1 protein-coding gene is annotated in these 348 nt (G+C 67.8%); it reads left to right on the forward strand.

The features are described 5' to 3' along the window. Positions 1 to 148: 148 nt before the first annotated feature. The coding region (locus tag FPZ47_RS30855) for a thioredoxin family protein (RefSeq protein ID WP_425461863.1) at positions 149 to 348 on the forward strand (200 nt) is incomplete at its 3' end.

The raw sequence follows: 348 nt of genomic DNA on the forward strand, positions 1-348 counted from the left end.
ACCTACCGTCAGGCCGTCACCGCTGCCGGCAGCGGTTGTGCGGCGGCCATCGACGCCGAACGCTGGCTGGCCGAGCACGTGATGTCGAGCGAGGCCGCGCACGGTGATGCGACCGAGATTCCGGCCGACACGATGACGGGGGCGCTCAATGACTGACAGCACCATGGACGTGACCGACGCGTCGTTCGCAGCCGACGTGTTGTCGGCCGACAAGCCTGTGCTGGTTGACTTTTGGGCGACCTGGTGTGGCCCGTGCAAGATGGTGGCCCCGGTGCTCGAGCAGATCGCGGCCGAACACCCCGAGCAGCTGACGGTCGCCAAGCTCGACGTGGACGCCAACCCCCAGAC

It is taken from the genome of Mycobacterium helveticum (assembly GCF_007714205.1).
Taxonomy (GTDB): Bacteria; Actinomycetota; Actinomycetes; order Mycobacteriales; family Mycobacteriaceae; genus Mycobacterium; species Mycobacterium helveticum.